The organism is Mesorhizobium sp. P2_F5, from assembly GCF_056403715.1.
Map to the genome: position 1 here is coordinate 197,531 of NZ_JBFUEY010000004.1, position 25,461 is coordinate 222,991.

The 25,461-nt window shown below is 63.1% G+C and carries 28 protein-coding genes; 13 read left to right on the plus strand and 15 right to left on the minus strand.

Annotated elements, in window-relative coordinates; genetic code table 11:
- Positions 1–2: 2 nt before the first annotated feature.
- Entirely contained in the window at positions 3–902 is a 900-nt protein-coding gene (locus AC1DYO_RS07530) for a LysR family transcriptional regulator (protein ID WP_477261817.1), read from the minus strand.
- 131 nt (positions 903–1,033) lie between these two features.
- On the opposite strand from AC1DYO_RS07530, the gene AC1DYO_RS07535 reads away from it, so the two are divergent.
- Positions 1,034–1,765, plus strand: coding sequence for an SDR family oxidoreductase (locus tag AC1DYO_RS07535; RefSeq protein ID WP_477261819.1), 732 nt, complete (start codon positions 1,034–1,036; stop codon positions 1,763–1,765).
- Here AC1DYO_RS07535 and AC1DYO_RS07540 read toward each other — a convergent pair.
- On the minus strand, positions 1,762–2,982 hold the full coding sequence (locus tag AC1DYO_RS07540; RefSeq protein WP_477261821.1) for an alanine racemase: 1,221 nt from the start codon (positions 2,980–2,982) through the stop codon (positions 1,762–1,764). The two genes, AC1DYO_RS07535 and AC1DYO_RS07540, sit on opposite strands and share 4 nt — an antisense overlap.
- Positions 2,983–3,192: 210 nt before the next feature.
- Here AC1DYO_RS07540 and AC1DYO_RS07545 point away from each other — a divergent pair, with 210 nt between their 5' ends.
- Positions 3,193–4,110 (plus strand): DMT family transporter, encoded by a 918-nt coding sequence (locus AC1DYO_RS07545; protein ID WP_477261823.1) that lies wholly within the window; start codon positions 3,193–3,195, stop codon positions 4,108–4,110.
- A 646-nt stretch (positions 4,111–4,756) separates the two neighbouring features.
- Here AC1DYO_RS07545 and metF read toward each other — a convergent pair.
- Both metF and AC1DYO_RS07555 read right to left on the minus strand, forming a co-directional pair.
- Positions 4,757–5,674 (minus strand): methylenetetrahydrofolate reductase [NAD(P)H], encoded by a 918-nt coding sequence (metF, locus tag AC1DYO_RS07550; RefSeq protein ID WP_477261825.1) that lies wholly within the window; start codon positions 5,672–5,674, stop codon positions 4,757–4,759.
- On the minus strand, positions 5,674–6,696 hold the full coding sequence (locus AC1DYO_RS07555; protein ID WP_477261827.1) for an ArsR/SmtB family transcription factor: 1,023 nt from the start codon (positions 6,694–6,696) through the stop codon (positions 5,674–5,676). Before AC1DYO_RS07555 ends, metF begins: the two co-directional genes overlap by 1 nt.
- Positions 6,697–6,860: 164 nt before the next feature.
- On the opposite strand from AC1DYO_RS07555, the gene tsaA reads away from it, so the two are divergent.
- Together tsaA and AC1DYO_RS07565 are read left to right on the plus strand one after the other, a co-directional pair.
- Positions 6,861–7,367 carry a tRNA (N6-threonylcarbamoyladenosine(37)-N6)-methyltransferase TrmO gene (gene tsaA, locus AC1DYO_RS07560; RefSeq protein WP_477261829.1) on the plus strand — a complete coding sequence of 169 codons (507 nt, stop codon included), beginning with the start codon at positions 6,861–6,863 and terminating at the stop codon, positions 7,365–7,367.
- Positions 7,364–7,678 (plus strand): DUF2293 domain-containing protein, encoded by a 315-nt coding sequence (locus AC1DYO_RS07565; protein ID WP_477261831.1) that lies wholly within the window; start codon positions 7,364–7,366, stop codon positions 7,676–7,678. The genes tsaA and AC1DYO_RS07565 overlap by 4 nt, the downstream gene beginning before the upstream one ends.
- Positions 7,679–7,888: 210 nt before the next feature.
- Here the strand turns inward: AC1DYO_RS07565 and AC1DYO_RS07570 are convergent, their stop codons facing one another.
- Complete coding sequence (locus tag AC1DYO_RS07570) at positions 7,889–8,191, minus strand: hypothetical protein (RefSeq protein ID WP_477261833.1); 303 nt, start codon at positions 8,189–8,191, stop codon at positions 7,889–7,891.
- A gap of 152 nt (positions 8,192–8,343) precedes the next feature.
- On the opposite strand from AC1DYO_RS07570, the gene AC1DYO_RS07575 reads away from it, so the two are divergent.
- Together AC1DYO_RS07575 and AC1DYO_RS07580 are read left to right on the plus strand one after the other, a co-directional pair.
- On the plus strand, positions 8,344–9,306 hold the full coding sequence (locus tag AC1DYO_RS07575; protein ID WP_477261835.1) for an aminotransferase class IV: 963 nt from the start codon (positions 8,344–8,346) through the stop codon (positions 9,304–9,306).
- A gap of 144 nt (positions 9,307–9,450) precedes the next feature.
- Positions 9,451–10,293, plus strand: coding sequence for an SDR family oxidoreductase (locus AC1DYO_RS07580; RefSeq protein WP_477261837.1), 843 nt, complete (start codon positions 9,451–9,453; stop codon positions 10,291–10,293).
- 58 nt (positions 10,294–10,351) lie between these two features.
- Here the strand turns inward: AC1DYO_RS07580 and AC1DYO_RS07585 are convergent, their stop codons facing one another.
- Complete coding sequence (locus AC1DYO_RS07585) at positions 10,352–10,990, minus strand: MOSC domain-containing protein (RefSeq protein WP_477261839.1); 639 nt, start codon at positions 10,988–10,990, stop codon at positions 10,352–10,354.
- Positions 10,944–11,543, minus strand: coding sequence for a TetR/AcrR family transcriptional regulator (locus AC1DYO_RS07590; RefSeq protein WP_477261841.1), 600 nt, complete (start codon positions 11,541–11,543; stop codon positions 10,944–10,946). Before AC1DYO_RS07590 ends, AC1DYO_RS07585 begins: the two co-directional genes overlap by 47 nt.
- Positions 11,544–11,722: 179 nt before the next feature.
- Here AC1DYO_RS07590 and AC1DYO_RS07595 point away from each other — a divergent pair, with 179 nt between their 5' ends.
- From AC1DYO_RS07595 to AC1DYO_RS07605, 3 genes are all read left to right on the plus strand, one after another.
- Positions 11,723–12,145, plus strand: a complete 423-nt coding sequence (locus AC1DYO_RS07595; RefSeq protein WP_477261843.1) for a hypothetical protein — start codon at positions 11,723–11,725, stop codon at positions 12,143–12,145.
- Between the two features lie 19 nt (positions 12,146–12,164).
- Complete coding sequence (locus AC1DYO_RS07600) at positions 12,165–12,557, plus strand: VOC family protein (RefSeq protein WP_477261845.1); 393 nt, start codon at positions 12,165–12,167, stop codon at positions 12,555–12,557.
- Between the two features lie 108 nt (positions 12,558–12,665).
- Entirely contained in the window at positions 12,666–13,232 is a 567-nt protein-coding gene (locus tag AC1DYO_RS07605) for a methyltransferase family protein (RefSeq protein ID WP_477261847.1), read from the plus strand.
- Between the two features lie 10 nt (positions 13,233–13,242).
- Here AC1DYO_RS07605 and AC1DYO_RS07610 read toward each other — a convergent pair whose 3' ends face one another.
- From AC1DYO_RS07610 to ettA, 5 genes are all read right to left on the minus strand, one after another.
- On the minus strand, positions 13,243–14,364 hold the full coding sequence (locus AC1DYO_RS07610) for a beta-ketoacyl-ACP synthase III (protein ID WP_352803789.1): 1,122 nt from the start codon (positions 14,362–14,364) through the stop codon (positions 13,243–13,245).
- Positions 14,365–14,493: 129 nt separating this feature from the next.
- Complete coding sequence (gene tam / locus AC1DYO_RS07615; RefSeq protein WP_477261849.1) at positions 14,494–15,282, minus strand: trans-aconitate 2-methyltransferase; 789 nt, start codon at positions 15,280–15,282, stop codon at positions 14,494–14,496.
- Positions 15,279–15,545, minus strand: a complete 267-nt coding sequence (locus AC1DYO_RS07620; RefSeq protein WP_477261851.1) for a type II toxin-antitoxin system RelE family toxin — start codon at positions 15,543–15,545, stop codon at positions 15,279–15,281. Before AC1DYO_RS07620 ends, tam begins: the two co-directional genes overlap by 4 nt.
- Positions 15,542–15,790, minus strand: a complete 249-nt coding sequence (locus AC1DYO_RS07625) for a DUF6290 family protein (RefSeq protein WP_477261853.1) — start codon at positions 15,788–15,790, stop codon at positions 15,542–15,544. The genes AC1DYO_RS07620 and AC1DYO_RS07625 overlap by 4 nt, the downstream gene beginning before the upstream one ends.
- Before the next feature lie 63 nt (positions 15,791–15,853).
- Complete coding sequence (gene ettA, locus AC1DYO_RS07630; protein WP_477261855.1) at positions 15,854–17,503, minus strand: energy-dependent translational throttle protein EttA; 1,650 nt, start codon at positions 17,501–17,503, stop codon at positions 15,854–15,856.
- Between the two features lie 242 nt (positions 17,504–17,745).
- On the opposite strand from ettA, the gene AC1DYO_RS07635 reads away from it, so the two are divergent.
- On the plus strand, positions 17,746–19,029 hold the full coding sequence (locus AC1DYO_RS07635) for a GGDEF domain-containing protein (protein ID WP_477261857.1): 1,284 nt from the start codon (positions 17,746–17,748) through the stop codon (positions 19,027–19,029).
- A gap of 12 nt (positions 19,030–19,041) precedes the next feature.
- On the opposite strand, the gene AC1DYO_RS07640 is transcribed toward AC1DYO_RS07635, so the two are convergent.
- A complete protein-coding gene (locus AC1DYO_RS07640) occupies positions 19,042–19,656 on the minus strand; it encodes a hypothetical protein (protein ID WP_477261859.1) in 615 nt (204 codons plus the stop codon).
- A gap of 69 nt (positions 19,657–19,725) precedes the next feature.
- The gene (locus tag AC1DYO_RS07645; protein WP_477261861.1) at positions 19,726–20,733 is read right to left on the minus strand and encodes a ribonuclease T2 family protein; all 1,008 of its coding nucleotides are present in this window, start codon (positions 20,731–20,733) and stop codon (positions 19,726–19,728) included.
- A 170-nt stretch (positions 20,734–20,903) separates the two neighbouring features.
- On the opposite strand from AC1DYO_RS07645, the gene AC1DYO_RS07650 reads away from it, so the two are divergent.
- From AC1DYO_RS07650 to AC1DYO_RS07660, 3 genes are all read left to right on the plus strand, one after another.
- Positions 20,904–21,836: an alpha/beta fold hydrolase gene (locus AC1DYO_RS07650; protein WP_477261863.1), complete on the plus strand. Its 933-nt coding sequence runs from the start codon at positions 20,904–20,906 to the stop codon at positions 21,834–21,836.
- Between the two features lie 80 nt (positions 21,837–21,916).
- The gene (locus AC1DYO_RS07655; RefSeq protein WP_477261865.1) at positions 21,917–23,092 is read left to right on the plus strand and encodes a CaiB/BaiF CoA transferase family protein; all 1,176 of its coding nucleotides are present in this window, start codon (positions 21,917–21,919) and stop codon (positions 23,090–23,092) included.
- On the plus strand, positions 23,089–24,738 hold the full coding sequence (locus AC1DYO_RS07660) for a thiamine pyrophosphate-binding protein (protein WP_477261867.1): 1,650 nt from the start codon (positions 23,089–23,091) through the stop codon (positions 24,736–24,738). Before AC1DYO_RS07655 ends, AC1DYO_RS07660 begins: the two co-directional genes overlap by 4 nt.
- 224 nt (positions 24,739–24,962) lie before the next feature.
- Here AC1DYO_RS07660 and AC1DYO_RS07665 read toward each other — a convergent pair whose 3' ends face one another.
- The gene (locus AC1DYO_RS07665; RefSeq protein ID WP_477261869.1) at positions 24,963–25,406 is read right to left on the minus strand and encodes a CHRD domain-containing protein; all 444 of its coding nucleotides are present in this window, start codon (positions 25,404–25,406) and stop codon (positions 24,963–24,965) included.
- Positions 25,407–25,461: the final 55 nt, after the last annotated feature.

A 25,461-nucleotide genomic window follows, 5' to 3' on the forward strand; every position in this document is an offset into this window, starting at 1 on the left:
CCCTATTCCCTACTCGTTGCCCGGACGAAATCGATAAATACCCGCAAAGCCGGCGGGACGTGTCGCGAACTTGGGTGATACAGGAAGAAGCCGGGAAAGCTGGGCGACCAGGGCTCAAGAAATCTGATCAGCCTGCCCGCCTCGATCCAGGACCGGACCTGATAGTCGATCATGTAGGCGACACCTGCTCCACCCAGCGCCGCATTCAGAATCAGGTCGGTGTCGTTGACGGTCAGGCTGCCCTGAACTGTAATTTCCAGAACCCGTTTGCCGCGCGAAAACTCCCACCGGTAGATGTTGCCGCCACCCGGCCATTGAAAATTGATGCATTGGTGCTGGTGCAGATCCTGGGGATGACGGGGAATCACGCGGCCTTCGAGATAGGCCGGAGCAGCGACTGCCGCCATTTGCAGATCATCGCTGAGCTTGACCGCCACCATGTCCTTCTGCAACCGCTCGCCGAGCCGAATCCCGGCATCGAACCGCCCCTCGACGATATCGGTCAGCATGTCGTCGACGATCACCGTCAGCTCGATATCGGGATAGGCGCGCTGGAAGTCTCCCAGGATAGGCGCGATGAAACGCATCGCCGCGACACGCGACACATTGATGCGCAGCGAACCCGCCGGCCGATCACGCGCGGCATGAATGTCCGCCACGGCGCCCTCCAGCTCTTCGAACGCAACGGCAAGGCGCGCAAACAGCTTCTCGCCGGCAGCAGTGGGTGAAACACTGCGCGTCGTGCGGTTCAGCAACCTGACGCCGATGCGCGCCTCCAATTGGCGGATCGACTGGCTGAGCGCCGGCGGGGACAGACGCAGCCGGGCGGCGGCGCGGACGAAGCTACGCTCTTCCACGATTGCCGCGAATGCCTTGAGCTCGGTGAATTCGGAGCCGCGCATTATGTATCCATGGATTAACAAGCCAGTCAGATAATAGGCCATTATCTGATCAGTTGCATGGCCCTATTTCTCGACTATCGGCCCCGACAGATGAAACCGGCGCGGGCCTGGATGATTGAAGGAAATGTATCATGTCCAAGTCCTTGCAAGGCAAAACCGCACTCGTCACCGGCAGTTCGCGCGGCATCGGGCGAGCCGTCGCCGAAGGGCTCGCGGCCAAGGGCGCTGCCGTCGTCGTCAACTATGTCGGCAACCACAAAGCCGCTGACGAGGTCGTGGCCGCCATCGCCGGCAAGGGAGGAAAGGCGATCGCCATCCAGGCCGACATGGCCAGCGTTTCGGATATCCGCCGCCTGTTTGACGAGACCGAGAGTGAATTCGGCGCGATCGATATCGTGGTTGCCAATGTCGGCGTCGCCGTCATCAAACCTCTGGCCGAGGCAACCGAAGCCGATTTCGACCATGTCTTCGGCACCAATGCCAAGGGCACCTTCTTCGTACTTCAGGAAGCTGCGCGCCGTGTGCGAGACGGGGGCCGCATCATCGCGGTCTCCACCGGCGGCACCAAGATGTTCTTCACGCAGACGGCGCTCTATCTCGGCAGCAAGGGCGCCGTCGAACAGTTCGTTCGGGTGCTTTCGCGCGAACTCGGACCGCGCGGCGTCACCGTCAACGCGCTGTCGCCTGGCTATACCGACACCGACCTGCTTCCCGATCGCGACCGCGTCGTGGCCGCCGGCATGTCGCCCTTCGGCAGGATTGGCGCCACGCGCGACGTTGCCGATGTCGCGGTCTTCCTGGCCAGCGACGAGGCCCGCTGGCTGACCGGCGAGAATATCCAGGCCGGTGGCGGGGTGGCCTAATCCGCCATCGTCTCCAGGCTCGCAAACCCCTGCGGCGCATCGCCTTCGTCGAAGGGCGTCGTCACCTCGACGAACGTGTCGGGGTAGAAGCCGTTGAAGCGGGTCCGCAGCGACAGCGAATAGGCGCCGATATGGCCGATCTCGATCCAGTCGCCGGTGTCGACAGTTTCCGGCAGCCAGAACGGCCGGGACAGGATGTCGACGGAATCGCAGGTCGCACCGCAGACCTTGAACGGCACGATGTTCTTCTCCTCGCCATTGCGCGAGCGGATCGCCGGATCGGGGATGAAACGCGCCGGCAGCGTGATCTTGCCGGTCCATGAATCCGACAGTGACGCCCAGATGCCGTCATTGATGTAGAGCCGCTTGCCCTTGCGCAACAGCACCCGCACGATCAGCGACAGGCAGCGCGCCACGATCACCCGGCCGGGCTCGGCCACCAGCGGTATCTGGTCGAACTGGTATTCCCTAAGGTCGCCCGACAGCCGCGACATGATCTGGCCGAGCGACGGCATCTCGATCTGCTTGCGGTTGGGATCATGGCCATATTCGGCGGGGAAACCACCGCCGACATCGAGACCGGCAACGTCGAAGGTCAGCCGGTTGCGCACCCAGTCGGCCGAGGCCAGCGCCCGCTCATAGGTGTCGGGATCCTCGATCTGGCTGCCGACATGGAAGCAAAGCCCAACCTTGTAGCCGGTGCGGTTGAGCCGCTCGGCAAGTTCGACCGCATAGGCCGGACCGGCGCCGAATTTCTTCGACAGTTCGTAGGCCGCCGACCCCTTGGTCTGGATGCGCACGAAGACGCTGATGGCGCCCGGATCGATGTCGAGCGCTCGCACCACCCGCGTCAGCTTGGTGATCTCGTCCTCGTGGTCGAGCGAGATGACGCGGATGGCGTATTTCTCCAGCGCCAGCTTGATGTCCGACTGCGCCTTGACCGGATGCATGTAAAGCATCTCGGCGTCGGGTGAGACCGCGCGCACGGCGGCGAACTCGCCCGGCGAAGCGACGTCGAAGGCGGTGACGCCGGCTTCGACCAGCGCCTTCAGCACGATCTGCTCGCCATTGGTCTTGACCGCATAGGCGGTCTTGCCGGGAAACATGCCCATGAACTGTTTGGCATCCGCCTTCAGCACCTGCGGGCGAAAGCAGTAGACCGGGTCGTCCGGACGAAGCGTCAGCGCTGCCTCGCGGGCATTCTCGAATCGCTGCATGGACGAATCCCCTAACTTCTCGCCTGCGCACAATTAATCCAAGCTAGCGGCTAAAGAAAACAATTCTGTGTCTGGCGGGCACTGACGCTTCGGCTAGCGTCGGATCGCGTTTGCCAACGATCAGGTTTCGGGTGGCCCTTGTCGCCGAACGCGATATGCCTTCTGCCTGAGCGGCTGGCATTCATGCCGTCTTGGGGAGGACATTTCACAATGGCAATAGCCACAACGGCCGTGCCGCGCGGACCGATGACGCTCAGGGACTGGGGCCAGCTTCTGCTGCTTGGCGCCATCTGGGGCGGCTCGTTCTTCTTTGCCCGCATCGCCGTTGCCGAGATGCACCCGCTGGTGCTGGTGCTGTTTCGCGTCGCCATCGCGGCCATTGCGCTGCAGCTCTATCTCGCCATTCGCGGCCCATCCTTCCGCCTCGCTCTGCCGCATGCCGGCCTGTTCTTCCTGCTGGCGTTCGCCAACAATGTCGTGCCGTTCTCGCTGATCTTCGCCGGCCAGACCGCGCTCGGCGCCGGCGTCGCCTCGGTGTTGAATGCAACGACGCCGTTCTGGACGCTGATCCTTGCCAACGTGCTGACATCGGACGAGAAACTGTCCTGGAACAAGCTTGCCGGCATCGGGCTCGGCATTGCCGGTACCGCTGTCATGATCGGCCCCGGCCTGCTTGCCGGTCTCGGCGGTCCGGTCTGGGCGAAGTTCGCGCTGATCGGCGCCTCGCTGTCCTACGCCGTTGCGCTGATGATCGCCCGCCGCTTCAAGGGCGTGCCCTCGCCGGTCATCGCCACCGGACAATTGACGGCGTCGACCATCATCATGATTCCGGTCGTGCTGTTCACCTATGGCCCGGCCGGCCTGTTCTCGGCCTCGCCACCGGTCTGGGCGGCGGTGTTTGCGCTGGCGCTGCTCTCCACCGCCTTCGCCTACATCCTCTATTTCAACCTTGTCGCCTCGGCCGGCGCCACCAACGCCTCGCTGGTCACGCTCATTGTGCCGGCCAGCGCCATCCTGCTCGGCTTGCTGTTCCTCGGCGAGCGGCTAGCCCTCTTTGAGTTCTGCGGCATGGCGCTGATCGCCTTCGGCCTGGTGACGATCGACGGGCGGTTGTTTGGCCGGCGCTAATGCATGTCGCTCAAAAGCGGCCCCGGTTTTGTGAGAACGACATGCACAAAAACAAAGACCTAAAGCGCGTCGCGTGAATCCGCTCAAACGCGACTCGCTTTAGGTCTGGTAGCGCTGCCATGCCACGCTTCCGCCACAGCCCCGTCACAATTTATTCACAGCCTGCAAGCGGGAATTTGCCGAAGAGTTTCAATGCCTAACGCCAAATGGCAGGTCGCAAATTCCACAATTACGTCGCATTGCAGCATATTTTCCGCTTGCCTGTGGCACAAATGACCCTAGACTCCACCCATAGCTCTTTCATAGAGGAGGCTATGACATGGGACTTACGAGGCCAATCAACGCATTGATGATCTGTGCTGCATTCGCATTCATTGGCGCCCTTATCATAGGCGTTCTTCCGTAACCGCCAGAGCGGAAGAAGACAGCACCAAAATAGTCTAAGCTATTCGAAAGGCCGGGTTTTTCGCCCGGCCTTTTGCATTTCAGGTCGCATTGACTCAGAGACTGTTTCGAAATTCGCTCTGGCGAGTCATATGATGGTGGTTTCGAGAACCGGAGCGCAGCGGACATTTGGGTCCGTGAGCACCGGAAGCGCAGAAAACGCCATCAGATGGCCGCCGGAGTAGAATTTCCAAACGGTCTCTCAGGCTGCGGCCGATCCCGCCGCCTCCGCCTCATGCGAGCGGATGCCGATCATGTGGCAGATGGCAAACACCAGGTCGGCCCGGTTCATAGTGTAGAAGTGGAAGTCGCTGACGCCGCGCTCGACCAGATCCAGCACCTGCTCGGCCGCCACCGCCGACGCAACCAGCGCATGGGTCTGTGGGTCGTTGTGCAGCCCTTCGAAACGCTCGGCCAGCCAGGCCGGCACCAGCGCACCGCAGCGTGCCGAGAAATTGGCGACCTGGGTGAAATTGTGCACCGGCAGGATGCCGGGCACGATCGGGATGTAGATGCCGGCGCGCCGTGCCTTCTCGACGTAACGCTCGTAGAGATCGTTGTCGAAGAAGAATTGGGTGATCGCCCGTGTCGCGCCATTCTCGGCCTTGCGCTTCAGCATGTCGAAATCAGTGGCGAAGTCAGGGCTTTCCGGATGCTTTTCCGGATAGGCCGAGACCGAAATGTCGAAATCGCCGGCGTCCTTCAACGCCCCGACCAGTTCGGCGCCGTTGGCATAGCCATCGGGATGCGGTCGGTAGGCGGTACCGACACCCGCCGCCGGATCGCCGCGCAAGGCGACGAAGCGCTTCACGCCCATCTCGGCGAATTCGCGGACCACGGCGTCGACCTCATGGCGGGCAGCGTCGACGCAGGTCATGTGCGCCGCCGGCGTCAGCGTCGTCTCGTTGAGGATGCGCTTGACGGTGCGGGCGGTGCGTTCGCGCGTCGAGCCGCCGGCGCCATAGGTCACCGAAACGAATTTCGGCTTCAGCGGCTCCAGCCTGGTGACGGTGTCCCACAACCTCGCCTCCATCTCGTCGGTCTTCGGCGGGAAGAACTCGAACGAGACGCGGACCTTGTCGCCAATGTCGGGACGGCGGGAAAAGCGGAACTGGTTCATCAGGCGGTTTCCCCAATTTGGTATGCTTTGGCCGGCAGAGTGTCGTTCGAAGGTTCGGCGATCAGCATGCGGCGGTCGCGGCCGAGCCACAGCTTGACGGTGAGCCTGGCTTCATTGCCGCCGCGCGGCTCGAATTCCTGGGCATCCTCGAGGTCGAGCCCGGCCTCGGCAAACCATTCTGATATCTGCCGATCGGAAAAGCCCAGCCTGACATGCGCATGCTGGTCGCGCAGGAATTCCAGCGCATGCGGCGCGAAGTCGACGATCACCAGCCGGCCCGCCGGACGCAACAGCCTCGCCGCCTCGCGGATGGCCCGCGCCGGATCGTCGAGATAGTGCAGCACCTGATGGATGGTGACGAGATCGAAGGCGTCGCGCTCGACCGGCGGCGAAAAAATGTCGCCCTGGCGGACCTGCGCATTGGCAATGCCGGCCTTGTCGAGATTGGCGCGCGCCACCGTCAGCATTTCGCGCGACATATCGATGCCGACGCCGCGCCGGTAGAGCGGCGAGAATATCTCCAACAGCCGTCCGGTGCCGGTGCCGAGGTCGAGCATCGACTGGAACGGCCGCTTGCCGACGAGCTTCAGCAGTGCTGCCTCGACCGCGCGGTCAGGCACGTGCAGCGAGCGGATGTGATCCCAGCTGGCGGCGTTTTCGGAGAAATATTCGGCGGCGCGGTCCTGCCGCTTGCGCTTGACGGCAGCCAGCCGCTCGAGATCGCGCTCGACCTGCGGATCGGCGCCGCGAATGCCGGAGACCAGCCCCATGACGAAGCCGCGAGCAGAATCGGTATCGGACAGCCGGAAAAAGGCCCAGGAGCCCTCCTGGTAGCGGCCGATCAGCCCGGCTTCCATCAGCAGCTTCAAATGGCGCGACACCCGCGGTTGCGACTGGCTGAGAATCTCGGTGAGATCGGACACGGTAAGGTCGCCACGCGACAGCAGCGCCAGGATGCGCAAGCGGCTGGATTCGGCGGCCGCCTTCAACGTATCCACCATCGTATCGAGTGAGACATGCATTGGCGTATTCTCATTGAAAAGATATAAACATATGTTTATGTCAGCTTTAGCGACATAGCAAGACCTATGTCGCTTCCTGACAAGAAAATGCCGCACGCATGGCCCCCATGGGCGGGAAGCGCTTTTCCGTCACGATCGAGTGGAAACCTGTGCTAGGCGAAAGCATGTTCGAGACGCGCGACGGCGAAAAGCTCCTGCAGACCGACCCGGCTGACATGCCGCCGGATGGCCATGTCGTGTTCATCGGCCGCATCGGCTCGCCATGGACCACGCGGGAAAGCTGCCCGAAGAACATGCGCGCGGCCCGCGAGACGGGACAGGCGGCGACGGTTTTCATCGACCCACCCTATCGCGATGGCCTGCTTGCCCTGGAGCGCGCCAGCCACATCGTCATCCTGTCCTGGCTGCATCACGCGCCGCGGCGACTGATTGTGCAAAAACCCCGCCATGCAGCTGAACCGAAAGGCGTTTTCTCACTGCGCTCCCCTGCCCGGCCGAATCCGATCGGGCTGCACATAGCCAAGCTGATCGCCGTCGACATCGATACCGGCCGCATCGACATCGACGCCATCGATGTGCTCGACGGCACGCCGGTGATCGACATCAAGCCCTATTTCGCCTCGACCGATGCCTTTGCCGAGGCAACCATTGCCGGACGCGACGAGAAATGAGCGCCCCCACCGGCCGCCGCCGCGCCATTGCCAAGGCGCTGACCGCGCTGCTGCCGCTGGCGCCCTATGCCGATATGGAAAAAATCCGCACCGAGGCCGGTGCGGTGCATATGAAGACATTGCCGCCGAGCATTGCCGTGTGGCTGGCGACGATCGCCCATATCAGGCACGGCCATACCGACTATGAGAAGCTGCTGGCGGAAGGCTATGACCGCGACTCGGCGCGGTTCTTCGTCATCGAGCAGACCAACAAGGTGCTGACCCGTTGGCGCGCCACGCGCCTGCTCGACGCCGACGATGAAGAAGAATGACCTCAGCTATTGCCGGCTGAGCACGGCAACGGCGTTGTAGGGCTGGCCGTCGGCCTGCCCGACCCAGGTCCAGGACAGGTTCCCCTTGAAAAACCGAACGGTGATGCCGCCGCCGTCGATGCACTTATCCTGACCGTAGGTGATGTTCTCCCTGTATTCCGCCGAGCTGTCGTCGCGAGAAATCTGGGTCAGCGATCCTCCGCAACCAAGCTAAGGATAGTCGATCGACGCAGCGCCGTCGCCAATGGTCATGGCGATTGCCCAGTCCGCGCCGGCAGCCCCGGCAGGACTTTGATGACCGCTGCCGGTCCAGATACCGTTCAGCCCCGTCGCGTTGACCACGCAAGGCACGTTCTGGAAGATCGGCGTCAATTCGCTGCCCGTCTTCTCACAGCGATAGGTCTGGCCGTTCTGGCACAGCTCCTCGCCCTCGCGAGCGCATTGCGCAAAGGCTTCGCCAGTGACGAAGACGAGGAAAATTGCAAAGATGATCGTCTGAAAAAATCTGCCCATTTTGCCCCTCCCGGCCGGATATTTTCAAGGCAGACCCTAAGGCATATCCAATATCCGACCTAGGACAAACGGCGTTGCCCGGGTGGCTCTATGGCATCGGCCGAAGGTTGCTAGCCTGACCATGCCGCATTGAGCCGAAGGGACCAATCACCATGAACCGAAGCGCCGCTGCCGGTAGTATTGTGCCACTGCCAACTCTGTCAGACTGCCACATCGACCCGCATTCCTATCCCGACGGCATCGCCTTCCTCGACGGCCAGTATTTGCCGATGTCGCAGGCAAAAATCTCGGTGCTGGACTGGGGCTTTCTGCATTCCGACGCCACCTACGACACCGTCCATGTCTGGGACGGAAGCTTCTTCCGGCTCGACCTGCATCTCGACCGCTTCTTCGGCGGGCTGGAGAAGCTGCGCATGACGATCCCGTTCGACTGCGATGGCGTGGCCGAGATCCTGCACAATTGCGTGGCGCTGTCCGGCCACCGTGCCGCCTATGTCGAGATGCTGTGCACGCGCGGCGCCTCGCCAACCTTCAGCCGCGACCCGCGCCAGGCGGTCAACCGCTTCATGGCCTTCGCCGTTCCCTTCGGCTCGGTTGCCAATGCCGAGCAGTTGCGGCGCGGCCTGCATGTCGCCATCAGCGACAAGGTGCGCATCCCGCCGGCTTCGATCGACCCGGCGATCAAGAACTACCACTGGCTTGATCTGGTGCGCGGCCTCTACGATGCCTATGACCGTGGCGCCGAGACCGCGCTGATCCTCGACTTCAACGGCAATGTTGCAGAAGGGCCCGGCTTCAACGTGTTCTGCGTCAAGGACGGCAGCCTGATTACGCCCGCTGTCGGTGTACTGCCCGGCATCACCAGACGCACCGTGTTCGATCTTTGCGCCGAAGCCGGCCTTGCCGCCGCCCCGGCCGATGTCAGCGTTGCCGCGCTGAAGGCTGCCGACGAAGTCTTCATCACCTCGACCGCCGGCGGCATCATGCCGGTGACGGTGATCGACGGCGTTCCTGTCGCCGACGGCAAGATAGGCGCAATCACCAGCCGGTTGATGGCGCTCTACTGGCAAAAGCATGACGACCCGGCCTGGGCGAGCCCGGTGCGCTATCCCTGACCAGCCGAGCGTTGCTCAACCGGCAGGCTCAAAAAGATTTCCCCTCGCCTCTGGAAAATCGCGGGATGCACCGTATATGGCAGAAACGGAGAAGCCTCCGTTTCCGTCCCAATTCACGGCCCGCACGGGCAAGGATTCCACATCATGACATCAAAGGTTTGGTTCATCACCGGATCGTCGAAAGGTTTTGGCCGCGTCTGGGCCGAGGCAGCGCTCGCTCGTGGCGATCGGGTCGCCGCAACCGCGCGCGATGCCGGCACGCTCGCCGATCTCGTCGCGAAATATGGCGACAACATCGCCGCGATAAAACTCGACGTCACCGACAAGAAGGCCGTCGATACGGCGATAGCGGAGGCGCACAAGCGCTTTGGCCGGCTCGACGTCGTCATCAACAATGCCGGCTATGGCCATTTCGGCGCCATCGAGGAGGTCAGCGAACAGGAAGCCCGCGACCAGATCGAGACCAATGTCTTCGGCGCGCTCTGGGTCACCCAGGCCGCTTTGCCGATCATGCGGGCGCAGCGTTCCGGCCACATCATCCAGATCTCGTCGATCGGCGGCGTCAACGCGTTTGCCTCGCTCGGCCTCTACCACGCCTCGAAATGGGCGCTGGAAGCCTTCAGCCAGTCGCTCAACATCGAGGTCGCCGAGTTCGGCATCCATGTCACGCTGGTCGAGCCGGGCGGCTTCTCCACCGATTGGTCCGGCGCTTCGGCCAAGGTTTCCAAGCCGATCGAGGCTTACGCGCCTGCCCGCGCCGCCATGGCCGAGCGCCGCAGCCGCGCCGTTGCCGGCGACCCCGAGGCCACCGGACCGGCGATGCTGGCCATCGTCGATGCCGCAGAGCCGCCGCTGCGCGTGTTCTTCGGCGATGGCGGCCTGCCGATGATCAAGCAGGAATACGCCAACCGCATCGCGCTCTGGGAAAAGTGGGACCACGTTTCCGTCGAGGCGCAGGGCGCCAAGAAGAACCGCAAGGCGGCTTGAACGCGTTGAGGTATCCGGCTGCGTCGCTCCGGCGACGCAGCCGTATCTCTGCCCGGAACTAGGCTTGATAGATCCACTGCTCCGGCAAGCGAACGGAAATCTCTTCGCCGACCGTGATGCGGCCCGGTTTCTCGACCCAGGCAACCAGGCCGCGCAACCGCTTCGCCGCCTTCGGGAAGGCCAGCGCGCCGGCCTCGTGATCGGCCATGCCGGCATTCTCGGCGACTGAACGCCCGGCGAGCCGGCACGGCCCGTTCTGTGCGTCGACCTTGATGGTCACCCCGCCTTTGAAGAACAGCAGCGTGCCTGACGGCAGCATCGACAGATGCGGCAGGCCTTCGATCACCAGATTGGCGCCGATCCATCCCGGCTTGATTTCTGCAAGGCCCATGCGCGCGGCGACGACGGCGAGTTCATCCGCCGCCACGATCGATATTTGCCGTTCGTTGCGCATTTCAGTGCCGCGCGGATACCACGGCTCCCGCCCGCCGGAGCGCCGCGTCGCGCCGGCGTGGAAATCGCCTGATATGCCATCGAAACCGAGCTGCAATGCTTCCACCGGGCGCGTCTGGAAATGATCTGACGGCGCGACGTAGAGCGCCGCGACTTTGGCGGACAGCTTCCTGGCAGGGATGATTTCGACCGGCTTCTCAGACTCTGGGAAGAGGTCCAGCGTGGCGTTCTGTTTTTGATTCATGCGCTCGTTTTTGCCCTCCGCTCGGCAGAGCCGCAAGAGCGGTTTCAGCCAGAGCGCGCAGCTCTTCCACCGAAGCGCCGTCCCGCGCCTGGATCGACATGCCGTTCATGGTCCCGGCCAGGTATTTGGCGAACCCTTCGACCGAGAAACCTTCCGGCAGGTCGCCTCTTGCCTTGCCTTGCGCCAGCCGCCCCGCGATCGCCGCCTCACTCGCCTTGCGATAGGTCTTGAGCTCATCGGCAATGGCCTGTGCCTGCGGCGAGGTCGCCAGCGCACCGCTGACGAACAGGCAGCCGCCGGGCTTGCCAGGCCTCGAATAGGCCTCCGCTGCCCCCAGCAGCAACCGCCGGATCGCCTCCCCGGTCGGCACCGGCGCGCTCAGTGCTTCCAGCGCAAAGCCGATCTCGGTCTGGTGGTAACGCTCAAGCGCTTTGCGGAACAAGGTCTCCTTGTCGGTGAAGGCATTGTAGATCTGCGGCGGCGTCAGCCCCATCGCTTCGCGCAGCATGGCCAGCGACGTCGCCTCATAGCCGTGCTCCCAGAACAGGTGCATTGCCGCATCCAGCGCTCGGTCGGCATCGAACGCACGCGGCCGGCCGCCACGCGGCTTTTCCAAACTATCCATAGCGATCGATACGAAACCTGTTGACTCACCTTCTCCACGTAACGTAACAATCGATACGAAACATGGCAAGCAGCAACTGCAAGGCCATGCGAGGAGAGGATAGAAAAATGCCCATCACCGTAACCGCACCGCAAGGCGTACTGACCCCAGCCGGAGAACGCGAGATCCTTCCGCGTCTCAGTGCGGCCCTGATCGAAGCTTCCGGCGCCACCGGCAATTCGTTCTTCACCGCGATCGTCGGTGGCACGGTCCATATCCTGCCGCCGCACCACATCTATGCCGGCGGCGCCAATCGGCCTGTCGTCATGGTCGAACTGAAACTGCCCAATGTCGGCCTAGCATCGATCGAGGCCCGAAAGTCCTTCATCGCCGCTGCTGCAGCGATTGTCGCCGAGCTTTGCGTACCCGATCACAGGCCCGAAAACACCTGGATCAACATCGTCAACGCGCTCGATGGCGGCTGGGGCATTGGCGACAGGCAGTATACCGGCGACGCGCTCATGGCGGCCGCAACCGCCGCCGCGCATTGATCTGACAAGGAACGATATGATGCGGCTCTCCCCTTCGCTGTTCTTCACCACCAATTGCGAGCCGGCGCTGGCCTTCTACGAGCAGTGTGGGCTTGGCCGGGGAACGATCCTGCTGCGCTGGGGCGACAACGGCATGCCGGTGCGGACCGAAGCCATGCGCGGAAAGGTGCTGCATGCACGTTTCGAAGGTCCGGGCGTGCTGTTTCATGCTTCCGACAATGACGATGCGGAGCCGATGAAAGGCTCAGCCATGATGCTGGAGTTCGATGAGTTGGCCGCAATGCGCGAGCTCTTCGACCGCATGGCCGCAGGCGGCCGGATCACCGTGCCTCTGGCTCGGCAACATTGGGGAACCAGTTTCGGCATGCTGGTCGATGCCTTTGGCGTGCAGTGGATGTTTTCCGGCCCGTGAGCGCGGATCACGATCTTCTTACCGGAAAGCGGCACCGGGTTCCGTATTGCGCCGCATTGCCGCCGTGCTCCACCGGCTTCATTGTGAGACAGTCTGTGGAGGCCTCCCATGCGACCGGTGACGGCAATCACATTGCTCTGGCTGATCTGGGTCGTGTCCTGGTTTCTAGCCGCATTCTGGTCCGATCCGGCAAAAAAGCGCGCCGGCATCCAGGCGGAGCTTCGGTATCGCGCTTTGTGGATGATCGGTGCGGTGCTGCTGTTCATTCCCGCGCATGGCTATGCCGGCCGGCTGAGGCTCTGGTTTCCGACCCTTGCCGAGGCGTGGATCTGCGTCGGGCTCATCGCCATTGGCCTGATATTCGCCTGGTGGGCGCGGCTGCATCTCGGCCGTCTCTGGTCGGCTTCGGTGACGGCCAAGGCCGAGCACCGTGTTGTCGACACCGGTCCCTACGGGCTGGTCCGCCATCCGATCTACACCGGACTGCTCTTGGCGATCCTGGCCACTATGGCGGCCAAGGGCACGGTCTGGGGCATCGCCGGCGCGGTCTTCCTCACCGTCGGCATCGTCGTGAAGGCAAGGTTGGAAGAGCGTTTTCTGCGCGGCGAACTGGGTAGCGCGTATGACGACTATGCCGGACGGGTGCCGATGCTGGTGCCGTTCACGCCAGCCTGACAAGGCCGCTTCAGAGCATTCGCAACAGCGCGCCGCCAATCGAATAGCCTGCGCCGAAGGCGCACAGCACGCCGAAATCGCCGGGCTTCATGTCGGCGTGGTTTTCCGAAAGCGCAATGATGGCGCCGGCGCCGGCGGTGTTGCCGAGCCGCTCCAGCACCATCGGCGCGCGGTCATGGTCGACCTCGTGGCCGAAGGCCAGCTTCAGGATCATGGCGTTCATCCGCGCATTGGCCTGATGCAGCCAGAAGCGCCGGACGGCTTGCGGCGTCAGCCCATGCTCGGCCAGAAACTCGACGATGAATTTGTGGCCGGCGACGGTCACTTCCTTGAACACCTTGTTGCCGACCTGTTTGATCAGATTGCCCTCAAGGTTGATCATGTAGGGATCGTCCTGGGCGGTGCGGGTGTGGTAGCCCAGATTGGTGCGGATGTTGTTCGACATCTGCGTCCAGGTGCGCGTGTCCAGCACCTCGAAACGCCCCGGCCGCTTTTCACCCTTGGCCAGCCCCTCGACCACCATCGCCACCGACGCGTCGCCGAAGATGAAATGCGTCTGCCGGTCGCGGAAATTGAGATGGCCGGTGATGATCTCCGGGGTAACCACCAGCACGCGTTTGTGCGCGCCCGTCCGCACCAGATTGACCGCGATGTGCAGAGCGGCGGCCGCCGACGAGCAACCAAGCCCCATGTCGAAACCGGCGCCTTTGGTGCCCAGCGCCTCCTGCATTTCGATGGCGATCGCCGGATAGGGCCGCTGCTGGTGCGAGGACGAGCAGATCACCAGGTCGATGTCGGACGGCTTCAGGCCGGCATGGTCGAGCGCTTTTTTTGCCGAGGCAACGCCGAACTCGGCCTGCAGCGACAGCGCATCGTCAGGCCGCGCCGGAATGCGCGGCGCCATGCGGGTGGGGTCGAGAATGCCTTCCCGCTCGATGACATGGCGCGTCTGGACGCCGGAGGCATGAACGATGAAGGCGCTGTCGGATTTCTGCAGCAGCGTCTCGTCCGTGCCTTGCCGGCGTGCATTTTCCGTGTCGACCCACGCATTGAAGCTGGCGACCAGTTCTTCATTGGTGATCTTGGCTTCAGGGATTTCAACGCCGATGCCGCTGATGATGACGCGATGCATATCCAGTCCGTTCATGCGCAGGCGTTGTCGTTCTCATGTGGGCGACGAAGAGGCTCGGCGCAACACTTTTCTCACCCGGCCGGTTTACGCCGGCTTAAGCCGAGGGCATTGGCGGCGTTCGCCAGAGCACTAACCGGCCCGCTTGGCGACGATGAAGATGCGCGGGAAGCGCAGCAGCACCTTGCCGTTCGCGGTCTTCGGATAGGCCTTGGCAATCTTGGCCGTGTAGCTGTCGAGGAACATCTCGCGCTCGCCAGCGTCCAGCGGATCGAGAAAGGGCTTCAGCCCCGTCGACTTCACCCACTCGACGATCGCTTCGGCGTCGGCGAGCGGATGATTGTAGGCCGTATGCCAGATATCCACCCGGTCGGAGAGCGGCGACAACAGGTCGTAGTAGAACGACACCGGCGGCAACGGCCCGCGCGCGGCCCCCGCCATCTTGGCGGTGAACGGCATTTCGGCCGCGGTCTCGCGCATCAGCTGATGCGAGGGTTCAATCAGATTGTCGGGCATCTGGACGGCGAGCGCACCGCCGGGCGCGAGAAAGCCCATCAGCCGCTGGAACACAGCCGGATGCGTGGGCAACCACTGGAACACCGCGTTGGCGAAGATGACATTGACCGGCTCGGCCGGCTGCCAAGTCGAGGCATCGCCAAGGTCGAAATTGACGCTGGGCAGGCGCGCCCTCGCCTTTTCGATCATGTCGGGCGAGGTGTCGAAACCGCTAACCTGCGCATCCGGCCAGCGCTCGACCAACAGCTCGGTCGAATTGCCCGGCCCGCAACCGATGTCGACGACCCGGCGCGGAAAGTCGACCGGCACCTGCGCGACGAGATCACGCGCCGGCCGCGTGCGCTCATCCTCGAACTTCAGATATTGGGCGGCCGACCAATCGGGTTTTTTTGTTGTGCTGCTCATCGATAGACCTCACGACGATTGCCGACCTCCACGACCAGCACGACAAGCCGGCTGTCCTGGAACTGAGTGATGATCCTGTAGTCCCCGACGCGAAACCGCCAAGCCTCTTCCTTGGTGCCCGTCAGGCGTTTGGCCAGGGCCCTCGGATTGGGGTGCGCCGAAACTCTCTGGTTCAGGAACTCCAAGATGCGCCGTTGATCTTTCGTGGAAAGCCGTTCGATGTCTTTCTCGGCGCGAGGCGTGAACTCGACACGCCAAGTCATTCAGCGGCAGGCTTCTTGCGACGCTCCTCGATTTCACGACGTTCGAGCTTCCGCATCACGTCATCCAGCGGGATGCGCACACCGTCATCGTCTCTCAGGCGTTCATCCGCGATCGCGGCATCATACCAATCCTCGATCGCCTCAAGGATCGCTTCGGTTGCGACCTGATCGACAGTGCGGCCGCTGGCCTTTGCCATATCGGCCAGCAGCTTCTCGGCTTTTTGCGGCAGTTTGACTGTGATCATGGACGACTCCACCTGATCAATTTAGGTCAAACGAACATCGCCTGCAACGGATCGCTGCCAGCCTTACCGCGTCAGCCTCTTGTAGGTCATGCGGTGCGGGTTGACGGCCTCGGGGCCGAGCCGGCGGATCTTGTCCTGCTCGTAGTCCTCGAAATTGCCCTCGAACCATTCGACATGGCTGTCACCCTCGAAGGCGAGGATGTGCGTCGCCAAACGGTCGAGGAACATACGATCGTGCGAGATGATGACGGCGCAGCCGCCGAAGTTTTCCAGCGCGTCTTCAAGCGCCGCCAGCGTTTCCGTGTCGAGATCGTTGGTCGGTTCGTCGAGCAGCAGCACATTGCCGCCGGTCTTCAGCATCTTGGCCAGATGCACGCGGTTGCGCTGGCCGCCGGAGAGGTTGCCGACCTTCTGCTGCTGGTCGCCGCCACGGAAGTTGAACGACGCGCAATAGGCGCGCGTGTTGGCCTCGAACTTGCCGAGCTTGACCACTTCGGCGCCGCCCGAGATTTCTTCCCAGACGGTCTTTGACGGATCGAGTGCATCGCGACTCTGGTCGACATAGCCGAGCTTGACCGTCTCGCCGACCCGGACAGAGCCGGCATCCGGCTTTTCCTGGCCGGTGATCATGCGAAACAGCGTCGTCTTGCCGGCGCCGTTCGGACCGATGACGCCGACAATGCCGCCCGGCGGCAGCTTGAATTCCAGCCCTTCGATCAAAAGCGTGTCGCCAAAGCCTTTCGACAGGCCGTCGACCTCGATCACCACATTGCCGAGCCGCTCGCCATGCGGGATGACGATCTGGGTGTCTGTCGGACGCCGCTTGTCGGCTGCATCCAGCAGATCCTGGAAGGCCTGGATACGCGCCTTCGACTTGGTCTGGCGAGCCTTGGGCGAGGACTGGATCCACTCGCGCTCGCGGCCGATGGCGCGCTGGCGGGCGTCGTCTTCGCGGCCTTCCTGCTTGAGGCGCTTGGCCTTGGCTTCGAGGTATTTGGTGTAGTTGCCCTCATAGGGAATGCCGCGGCCGCGATCGAGCTCGAGGATCCATCCGGTGACATTGTCGAGGAAGTAGCGGTCGTGGGTGATGATCATCACAGCACCTGGATAGGCGCGCAGATGCTTTTCCAGCCACGCCGTCGTCTCGGCGTCGAGATGGTTGGTCGGTTCGTCGAGCAACAGCAGGTCGGGCTGGCGCAGCAAGAGCTGGCAGAGCGCGACGCGGCGGCGCTCGCCGCCCGACAGCTTGGTGACTTCGGAATCCTTGGGCGGACAGCCCAGCGCTTCCATCGCCATCTCGACCTGCTGTTCGAGATCCCACAGGTTGAGCCGGTCCATCTCGTCCTGGAGCTTGGCGGACTCGTCCGCCGTCTCGTCGGAGTAGTTCATCATCAATTCGTTGTAGCGCTCGATGATGGCGGTCTTGGCGGCGACGCCTTCCATGATGTTCTCGAACACCGTCTTGTTCGCATCGAGCGCCGGCTCCTGCGCCAGATAGCCGACGGTGGCGCCTTCGGCGAGCCAGGCTTCGCCGTTCCACTCCTTGTCGAGCCCGGCCATGATCTTGAGGATCGTCGACTTGCCCGAACCGTTGGGGCCGAGGATGCCGATCTTGGCGTCCGGGTAGAAGGACAGATGAATGTTTTCGAGCACCTTCTTGGTGCCATAGGCCTTGTTGAGGCCGGCCATGTGATAGATGAACTGGCGTGCCACGCGCGCTTTCCCTGACAGTTGACCGAAAATGTCGGATTGGATGGAGGTTGCGCGCTATGTAGGCGATGCCGGGCCGAACGGCAATCGCTTTCGCCATTTCAAGCCCGATGTGCGCTGTCTCCCAAGTTTTCCGCCGGTCGCAGGCGTGCTGAAATCTCCTTTTAACCCTTCAGAGTCAAAACAGGATCGGATGGGATCGCTGGCCTTCCGCGATCGAGAGAATAGAGATCGGACCGACGGCAGTGCTGAACAGTTTCCTGCTCCTTGCCGAAGCGGTGGTCTACTTCAGTGTCATGGTCACGCTGTTCCGCCTCAGGGATCGCATCGGCCTCGGCGTCTTCGTCTGCGCGCTCGGCGCCATGCATTTCCTGGAAACCTACCTCGCCAGCGTCTTCTACGTCGCTTTGCCCTTCGGCATGGTCTCGCCGGGTTCGGCGGTGCTGTTTTCCGGCAAGCTGGTGATGCTGCTTCTGCTCTACATGAAGGAAGACGCGGCAAAGGTACGACAGCCCATCTATGGCTTGCTGCTGGGCAACGCCTTGATGATCGGGCTGGTGCTGATCCTGCGCCTGCATGACATTTCGGCTCTTTCCGGCGGCAAGCTTCCCGATATCGGCTTCATCGACCAGATGGGCTGGCTGATGGTGTGGGGCACGACACTGCTCTTCATCGACGCCATCCTGATCATACTGCTTTACGAAAAGCTCGGGCGTTATCTGCGCAAGGCGCCATTCTCCCGCATCCTGATTTCGGTCGCCTGCGTGCTCACCTTCGACCAGGCCGGATTTTTCACCGCCCTGCATTTCGTTGCCGGCGCGCCGATCATGGTCTTCTTCGGCGGCTGGTTCGCCAAGATGGGTGCCGCTTTTGCCTACAGCGCCATGCTTGTCGCCTACCTCAGATGGTTTGAGACGCGGCAGGTCGTGGCAGCGCGTGGGTTGTCCGACGTCTTCGACACCTTGACCTATCGCGAGCGCTACGAAGCCCTGGTCGAACATGTCGGCCGCGATGGCCTCACCGGCCTGTTGCACAGGGGACGCTTTGACAGCGATGGCGAAAAGTCGGTTGCCGTCAGCCTGCGCACGGCCCAGCCGCTCAGCCTGGTGATCGTCGACGTCGATCATTTCAAATCGATCAACGATCGCTTCGGCCATGCCGAGGGTGACAGGGTGCTGAGATCGATCGCCCAGGTGCTGACCCAGGCAGCCGGCGCGCAGGACCAGGTCTTCAGGATCGGCGGCGAGGAATTCGCCATCCTCTGCCCGCAACCGCATCCGGTCGCCAGATTGCTTGGCGAAAACATCCGCCATGCGGTCAAGGCGTCCGCAAACCGCTTCGACATCAGCGTCAGCGCCGGCATTGCCACCGTCAACGACACCGTCGGTTCGCTCGCCGATCTCTTCGCCCTTGCCGACGAACGTCTCTACAAGGCCAAGTCCACCGGCCGCGACCGTGTCATCGGCGAGGCGCGGGACGATGCCGAAGATTTCGGCGCGCGGACACTCACACGCGGCATCGGCGGCTAAAGCCTAATCCTGTCAGCTCCGTTTGCGCCGTTGCAGGGCGCCGACCGCGACCGAAACGCCCATCAGTGCGATCGCCAGCCATTTCAGCGTGGTGATGATCGGACCGGCATCGATATCATAGGCGATGAACAGCAGGATGCCCGGCACCAGCAGGCCGCACATAATGAGCATGATACGGTTGATCTGCCAGGACACTTTTGCCGCCAGTGCCTCGTCGCCAGCTTCCGCGACAAGACCGGCGCGCATCTCGCTGGAGGTCATGAGCGCACTGGACAGACGCAGCGAGATCGGCAGGCCGAGGCCTATGATGAGGAAGGCGCAAGCCGCTAGCAGAGCCGAGAATTTGAGCGCGCTGGTCTCGGCCGGCACCGGAAACAACAGGGTTGCCAGCGGCAGGAAGACACAGACGATGCCAAGCGCGGCGATGGCAATGAAGATCGCGGCGTTGACCATCGTGAACAGCTGGTAGCGGCCGGCCCCGATCGGCGCGGCAAGCACGCGCATGCGCGCCCATTCGGCGTCCGTATAGGAAAAGCCCGGCCACTCCACGCGGCCGTCCTGGATTGCGGTCATCCCCCTGGCCCAGAAAGCCAGCCGCGCCAGCGCGCCCGATGTCATGCCACTCATCGCCACCCCGCCGAATGAAATGCGTCCTGACCCTATCACCGCGCCGCCGCCAAGCGACAGACGGATATCCTACTGGAACCCGGCCGCATCGACCGAGCCCTTCGGGCAGCCGGCCTTGGTCGTCGGCGCCGAGGCGAGCATCAGACTGCCCAGCGAACTGTCCGGGCTGATCGGACCAGTCAAGCCGAGCGTCAGCTCGCCGATCAGCCGTCTGCCGCTCGACGGATCGACCAGACAAGAGACGCGCACCCGCGCGCCGGCTCCATTGCCGAAGGCGCTGTCGAAGGCGCTCCGGATCTGGTCCGAAGTCAGCTGCTTGCCGACATTCTTGGTGAAGAGCTCACGCACCGGCGAGGCATTCACCGCCCGCATCAGGTTCAACGCTTCGGCAAAATACTCCTGCTGGCTCTTGCCGTAGCAGGTGCCGTGCTTGATCCACTCATGCCGCTCGAGCTTGGAGGCGGTGCCCGGCATCACCTGATCGAGCTCGGCGCGCGTGTTGGCATCGAGATCGACCGGCGGCAGATCGGCCCAATGGGCCGGATTATCATTGGCCTTGTCACTCGCCGGCACCTGGCAATAGAAATTGCCGTTCGGCTGCGGCCACAGGCCGTGCAAGGTGAAATGCGACGCGTCGAAACCGCCCGCCGTCTGCGCCTGGCATTCGGGCTTGCTCGACCTGGTTTCGCAGAAGGCCGGCTGCCAGCTCAGCGCAAAGACATATTCAGGCTTTCCCGAAGCTGCAGGCTTGCCCTGATCGGCGGGTGCGGCCGGCTGGGTGGAGGCGCTACCGCCTGAGACATGGCCACAGCTGATCTTGACCCAGCGACGCTCCGGATCGGCGCCGGGCACGCGGATGAGGTAATGCGTCGGCGCATCCTTGTTGCCGGCCAGGAGATCGTAGCTCTGTCCGGCCGCAGTCGAGATATTGCCCGGGTTCTTGCCGCTCTTGATCGCCTGTGTCGCCGGACATGCGGCATCGGCCACGAACGAGCCGCTCATCTTCACATCGGCTTGCGCCATGCCTGCGCCGGCCAGCGCCACCAACACCGCAGCCCATATCGCCGATATCCGCATTCCAGCACTCCTAGCGTTTAATGCCGCAAGCTAGAAACGTACGACATGTCAGAATTACGATTTCTTTCGTCCGCCGTAAAAACAATCTCCACAAGGTGCGGCTGGCGCTTCCCGACCTCCCCTTGACGTCGGTCGCGCCGTCGCCCAACAGTCGCCGACGGGAGCGAGACATGGCATTTGACAGGCAGACGACGCTGGCCTCACCGACCGGGGCCACGCTCAACCTTTATGTGAAGCACGCGAGCGGCTCTCCGAGCGCGGTCGTCCAGATCAATCACGGCTTGGCCGAGCATGCCGCACGCTATGCCCGCTTCGCCGACTACCTCGCGCCGCGCGGCATCCATGTCTACGTCCACGACCATCGCGGCCACGGCGCGACCAAGGCGCCCGATGCCCCGCTCGGCAGGTTCGCCGGCACGGACGGACGCGCCAAGGTCATCGCCGATGTCGACGCCGTCCACGACCTGATCGCGAAGGAACAGCCCGGCCTGCCGGTCATCCTGTTCGGCCATTCGATGGGCGCGTCGGTGGCGCTCAACTACCTCCTGGCGCACTCGCCACGCGTCCACGCCGCCGCGATCTGGAACGGCAATTTCTCAGCTGGCCTGCTTGGTCAGCTGGCGCTCGCCATCCTCGCTTACGAGCGCTTCAGGCTCGGCTCCGACGTTCCGTCACGCATCTTGCCCAAGCTGACCTTCCAGGCCTGGGGCAAGGCGGTGCCCAACCACAAGACGCTGTTCGACTGGTTGTCGCGCGACGAGGCGGAAGTGGCCAAATACATCGCCGATCCGCTCTGCGGCTGGGACGCCTCTATCTCGATGTGGCGCGACGTCGTAGAGATGGCGCAGAACGGCGGCAAGGATTCCGGCTTTGCCGGCATAAGGCGCGACCTCCCCGTCAGCATCGTCGGCGGCGAAAAAGATCCGGCTTCCGACTATGGCAAGGGCATCGATCATCTCGCCAAACGCATGCGCGGGATGGGCTTTTCGCATCTGGTTTCAAAGGTTTACGCCGACACCCGCCACGAAAGCCTGAACGAGGTGAACCGCGACATCGTCATGGACGATTTCGTCGCGTGGGCCGACAGCGTGCTGAAACGGTGACGTCGCTGGCCCAGCGCAAGCCTCGTGACAGCCGCATCGGGTGTTGATAGAGGCTGCACTTCCGACCCATCTGGTGATTTATGGCTGAACCTCCGCTGAAGGGCGTCCGAATTATCGAACTGGCCCGCATCCTGGCCGGGCCATGGGCCGGGCAGCTGCTGGCCGATCTCGGCGCCGATGTTATCAAGGTCGAGAGCCCAGATGGCGGCGACGACACCCGCAAATGGGGCCCGCCCTTCGTCATGAGCCATGACGGCGAGAACCTGTCGGCCGCCTATTACCATTCCTGCAACCGCGGCAAGCGTTCCATCGCGGTCGATTTCTCGACGCCCGAGGGGGCGGCGACAGTGCGCCGGCTTGTCGCCACGGCCGATGTGCTGATCGAGAACTTCAAGCTGGGCGGGCTCAAAAAATACGGTCTCGATTACGAGAGCCTGAAGGCGATCAACCCAAAGCTTGTCTACTGTTCGATCACCGGCTTCGGCCAGGACGGGCCGTACGCCCCACGTGCTGGCTACGACTTCATCATCCAGGCGATGGCCGGCATGATGTCGATCACCGGCGAGGCCGGTCGCGAGCCGCAAAAGGCCGGCGTCGCCATCTCGGACATTTTCACCGGCCTCTATTCAGTCATCGCCATTCAGGCAGCCCTTCGTTATGCGGAAAAGACCGGCGACGGCCAGCACATCGACATGGCGCTGTTCGACACCCAGATCTCGGCACTCGGCAACCAAAACCTCAACTATCTCGTCTCCGGCAAATCGCCGGTGCAGATGGGCAACGCGCATATGAACATCGCCCCCTATGAGGTTGTGCCGGTCAGGGACGGCCACATCATCCTGGCGGTCGGCAATGACGGCCAGTTCGCCAAATTCTGCGCTGCCGTCGGGCTCGACCATCTCTCAGCGAATCCCGATTTCGCCACCAATCCCGCACGCGTCGCCAACCGGGCGAAACTGCGCGAGCACATGATCGAGACGCTGAAGAATTGGGACCGCGACCCGCTGCTGGCCAAGCTCGAAGCGGCAAGCGTGCCGGCAAGCCCGATCAACAATATCGGCCAGATGTTCGCCGACCCGCAGACCATTGCGCGCGGCATGCGACTCGACCTCGATGACGGCCATGGCAACCGTCTGCCCTCGGTGCGCGCGCCGATGGTGATGTCCGGCACACCGCTGGTCTATGAGCGTCCCTCGCCGCGCCTGGGCGAACACACCGAAGAAATCCTTGCCGAACTGGAGAAGTCTGGAAAATGAAGACCGGCGGACAACTGATCGTCGACGCGCTGGAAGCGAACGGCACCGACCGCATCTTCTGCGTGCCGGGCGAATCCTATCTCGCGGTGCTCGACGCGCTGCACGATTCCAAGATCCGCACCATTGTCTGCCGCCAGGAAGGCGGCGCCGCCATGATGGCCGACTGCCAGGGGCGGCTGACCGGCCAACCCGGCATCTGCTTCGTCACCCGCGGCCCCGGCGCCACCAATGCGTCCGCCGGCATTCACATTGCCATGCAGGATTCGATACCCGTCATCCTGTTCATCGGCCAGGTCGCCAGCCACGCCAAGGAGCGCGAGGCCTTCCAGGAAGTGGATTACAAGCGCTTCTTCGGCGACATCGCCAAATGGGTGGTCGAGATCGATGATGCCGCCCGCATCCCCGAATTCGTCACCCGCGCCTTTGCGGTCGCGACATCCGGCCGCCCCGGTCCCGTCGTCATCTCGCTCCCGGAAGACATGCTGACCAGCCTGGTCGAGGCGCCCGCGGCCTTGCCGCACACGCCGGTCGAAACGCGCCCCGGCGAAGCCGAACTCGACGCGCTGGAGAAACTGCTCGGCAAGGCCAAGCGTCCCTTCGTCATCCTCGGCGGCACACGCTGGGACGAGGAAGCGGTGGCACAAATGCGCACCATCGCCGAGACCTGGTCGCTGCCGGTCGGCTGCTCCTTCCGCCGCCAGATGCTGTTCGATCATTTGCACCCGAACTATGCCGGCGATGTCGGCATCGGCATCAATCCGAAGCTGGCCACCGCCATCAAGCAGGCCGACCTGGTGCTGCTGATCGGCGGCCGCATGGGCGAGATGCCGTCCTCCGACTATACGTTGCTGAAGAGCCCCTATCCCGACCAGACGCTGGTGCATGTCCATGCCGATGCCGGCGAACTCGGCCGCGTCTACCGGCCGACCCTGGCCATCAACGCCTCGCCCTCGGCTTTCGTCGAGGCTTTTGCCAAACGCAAACCTTCGGGATCGCCGGTTTGGGCGGACGAGACAGCGAAAGCACATGCTGCCTATCTCGACTGGTCGACGCCGCCGGAAAGCGGCCCCGGCCCGGTCCAGATGGGACCGATCATGAACTATCTCGAAAAGGTTCTGCCCGACGACGCCATCCTGACCAACGGCGCCGGCAACTACGCCACCTGGGTGCATCGCTTCCACCGCTTCCGCCGCTTTGCCACGCAAGGCGCGCCCACCTCCGGCTCGATGGGCTACGGCACCCCGGCCGCGGTGGCCGCCAAGGCGCTCTATCCGGACCGCACCGTGATCGCCTTTGCCGGCGACGGCTGCTTCCTGATGAACGGCCAGGAATTTGCCACCGCCGTCCAGTATGGCTTGCCGATCATCGTCATCGTCGTCAACAACGGCATTTACGGCACCATCCGCATGCACCAGGAGCGTGATTATCCCGGCCGCGTCGTCGCCACCGACCTGAAGAACCCGGACTTCGCCGCCCTTGCACGTGCCTATGGCGGTCACGGCGAGACGGTCGAGAAGACGGCCGACTTCGCGCCCGCCTTCGAGCGTGCGCGGGCCAGCGGTAAGCCGGCGATCGTCGAGATCAGGCTCGATCCCGAAGCGATCACCCCGACCCGGACAATGACGCAAATCCGCGACAAGAGCTGAGTGCTCTAAGAGCGAAAGCCGAGTTCCTTCGCGCCCCCCTCTGTCCTGCCGGACATCTCCCCCACGAGGGGGGAGATCGGACTTCGCGACTGTTTCGCCAAATTTTCAGCGCTGCAAAACAGAGAGCCGGCACCGGTGAAGGCCAATCTCCCCCCAAGTGGGGGAGATGTCCGGCAGGACAGAGGGGGGCGCTGTCCCGCCGACAATCGCAATTCTATCCGCCCCTACTTAGCCGCCTCGATCTGGCCGCGGATCTCGCCATCCTTGTTCGCCGCAGTGTGGACATTGACGTAATAGTTGCCGGCAGCCAGGTCGGCGGCCTGCGCGTCGGTCAGTTCCGCCGATCCCTTGATCGGGCTCTTGAGCTTGCCTTTGAACGGGATAGCGGGAGCTGCGTTCGCACCCATCGCCGCCGGGCCATGAATGTGCGCCGCCGTTGCCGGTCCGCTGAGGCCGGAATATTTGACGTTCCAGCTGAGCTTCTTCTTGGTGGTGTCGAATGTGAGAGTGGCGGTTCCCTTGCTCTTTGTGGTGACGGGTGGGCTTTGCTGGCTGCCATCAAGCGTTGCCTTGTATTTCACCACCTCGGCCATGGCCGGGGATGCGAACAGGAAAGCGGTCGAAATGGCCAGCGCCGAAAGCACTGGCAGGAAAGATTGTGCGCGCATGAAGAACCTCCGATTGCATGTCACATGCGTCGCGGCTCCCCCGGGCGCGCGCATG